Annotated in this window: 4 protein-coding genes and 1 pseudogene; all 5 read right to left on the minus strand. The window is 71.0% G+C overall.

What is annotated here, in order from left to right; genetic code table 11:
- Window positions 1–207 (minus strand): ferredoxin (gene fdxA / locus ACTHNQ_RS02555; RefSeq protein ID WP_440330861.1); only part of this gene is annotated, 207 nt, incomplete at its 3' end.
- 54 nt (window positions 208–261) lie between these two features.
- Window positions 262–669: a DUF6113 family protein gene (locus ACTHNQ_RS02560; protein WP_440330862.1), complete on the minus strand. Its 408-nt coding sequence runs from the start codon at window positions 667–669 to the stop codon at window positions 262–264.
- Between the two features lie 16 nt (window positions 670–685).
- On the minus strand, window positions 686–1,000 hold the full coding sequence (locus tag ACTHNQ_RS02565; protein WP_440330863.1) for an AzlD domain-containing protein: 315 nt from the start codon (window positions 998–1,000) through the stop codon (window positions 686–688).
- The gene (locus ACTHNQ_RS02570) at window positions 997–1,758 is read right to left on the minus strand and encodes an AzlC family ABC transporter permease (protein WP_440330864.1); all 762 of its coding nucleotides are present in this window, start codon (window positions 1,756–1,758) and stop codon (window positions 997–999) included. Before ACTHNQ_RS02570 ends, ACTHNQ_RS02565 begins: the two co-directional genes overlap by 4 nt.
- A 145-nt stretch (window positions 1,759–1,903) precedes the next feature.
- Window positions 1,904–2,548: pseudogene (locus ACTHNQ_RS02575) on the minus strand (translational GTPase TypA); the annotation flags it as partial.

The following is a 2,548-nucleotide window of genomic DNA, read 5'->3' on the forward strand; positions in this document are numbered from 1 at the left end:
GTAATAGTCCTGCCACTCGTCGGGCAGGTCGTCCTCGTAGTAGATCGCCTCGACCGGGCAGACCGGCTCGCACGCACCGCAGTCGACGCACTCGTCGGGGTGGATGTACAGCGAACGGTCACCCTCGTAGATGCAGTCCACCGGACACTCGTCGATGCAGGCGCGGTCCTTGACGTCCACGCAGGGAAGGGCGATCACGTACGTCACCCTTCGAGTCTATGGGAGCCTGACCGGCCCCGCGCCCCGGTGACGGCGGGCGGCTCAGTCCGCGTCCGGGGACTCCTGCGCACGCGTCGCCATCCGCGGCAGCGATTCCGGCCATGCGATGACGATGGTCGCCGCAAGCGGCACGATGACGGTCCACACGATCCCGGGGTTGAACGCGCCCTCCGCGGCCTGCGGCACTACGACCGAGCCTCCGGGTCCCGCCCCCGAGAAGACGAGCGTCGCGACCATGACGCCCATGCCCGCTGCCAGCGCGGTCCACCGGTCGCCGGTCAGCAGGCGCACCGCGACGAGGAGTGCGACGACGCCGACCGTCGCCAGCACCAGCCCGAGAGGGAACCAGCCCAGCATGAAAGCCTGCGCCACCGTGCCGGCGACGCCGTACACCGCGCCCACGACGAACGCCACCACCCACGTGCCGACCCGGGACCACGAGAAACTCACCGGGCAAGTCTAGGTGTCAGGCCGCCCAGCCCCACAGCCGCAGCAGGGCGGCGACGAGCGCGGCGCCGACGACGACCACGAGGAACGGGGCGCGCAGCAGCAGGAGGCCGGCGGCCACGAGCACTGCGGGCACCCGCGCGTCGACCACGACGGCCTGGCCCGCCCCGAGGGTCTGCACGGCGACGAGCGCCGCGAGCAGCGCCACCGTGAGCAGATCCGCGATGCGCAGCGGCCGGGGCGCCTCCACCCACTTCGGCGGGATGAGGTAGCCGATGGTCTTCAGTGCGACGCAGACGATGGATGCCACGAGCACAGCGGTCCACAGGGTCACGGCAGCCCCTCCCGCTCGGGAACGTCATCGGCTTCCTGCTCGGACCGCTCGTCACGGCCGAGCCAGTTGGTCCACCCCACGAGGATCGCCACGAGGGCGGCGACGATCACGGGAAGCCCCGGCATGAGCACCGGCGTCAGCACGGTCGCGACGACCGCAGCGGCCACGCCGACGACGATGGGCTGGCGCGCGCGCAGGCGAGGCCACAGCAGCGCGAGGAACGCGGCGGCGGCCGCGGCATCCAGCCCATAGGTGCGCGGATCGCCCAGCACGTCACCGAGGAGCGCGCCGGCGAGGGTCGAGATGTTCCAGCCCACGTAGATGCCGATCCCCGTGATCCAGAAGCCGAGCGTGCGCGCGCGTCCGGTGGACTGGGCCAGCGAGACGGCCGTCGACTCGTCGATGGTGAACTGCGCCGCCGCCGCACGCCGCCAGAACCCCGGGCCGATGACGGGCGACATGCGGATGCCATAGGCGATGTTCCGCACGCCCAGCAGCGCCGCCGAGGCGATCGCGGCCGGGATCGCGGTCAACCCACCGGCGCCGACGATGCCGACGAAGGCGAACTGGGATCCGCCGGTGAACATCACGAGACTGAGCACGCACGTCTGCCACACGTCGAGGCCCGCCGCCACGGCCAGCGCGCCGAACGAGATGCCGTAGGCGCTCGTGGCGATGGCGACGCCCAAGGCCTCGCGGACCGCACGTCGCGCCTCGCCTGCGCCGTGCGCGTCGTCCAAGCCGGCGTCGAGGGTCACGCGGTCGATCGTAGCGGCGGCCACCCCCACCGGCGCTCTCACCGCGGATGCGTGGACCGCCGGCGCGCGGCATCCGTCGCCGAAAACGCCGGATGCCGCGACCCGGGCCTCTCAGCAGGCGCGGGTCGCGGCATCCGTTCCGTACTTACGCGTTGGCGTCCTGGCGCTTCAGACGCGACGCGGCGCGGCCACGCTCGGTGGCGTCGAGGACGACCTTGCGGATGCGCACCTTCTCGGGCGTCACCTCGACGCATTCGTCGTCGCGGGCGAACTCCAGGCTCTCTTCGAGCGACAGGATGCGCGGCGGAGTCATCGACTCGAACGCGTCCGCGGTCGAGGACCGCATGTTCGTGAGCTTCTTCTCCTTGGTGATGTTCACGTCCATGTCGTCGGAGCGCGAGTTCTCGCCGACGACCATGCCCTCGTAGACCTCTTCGGTGGGCTGCACGAAGAAGCTCATGCGCTCCTGCAGCGCGATCATGGCGAAGGGCGTGACGACGCCGGCGCGGTCGGCGACGATCGAGCCGTTCTGACGCGCCTGGATGTGACCGGCCCAGTCGTCGTAGCCGTGCGAGATCGCGTTCGCGATGCCGGTGCCGCGGGTCATCGAGAGGAACTCCGTGCGGAAGCCGATGAGGCCGCGCGACGGCACGATGAACTCCATGCGCACCCAGCCGGTGCCGTGGTTGACCATCGTCTCCATGCGGCCCTTGCGCGCCGCCATCAGCTGCGTGATCGCGCCGAGGTACTCCTCGGGGGCGTCGATCGTCAGGTGCTCGAAGGGCTCCTT

The sequence above is a fragment of the Microbacterium sp. genome (assembly GCF_051953575.1).
Classification (GTDB): Bacteria; Actinomycetota; Actinomycetes; order Actinomycetales; family Microbacteriaceae; genus Microbacterium.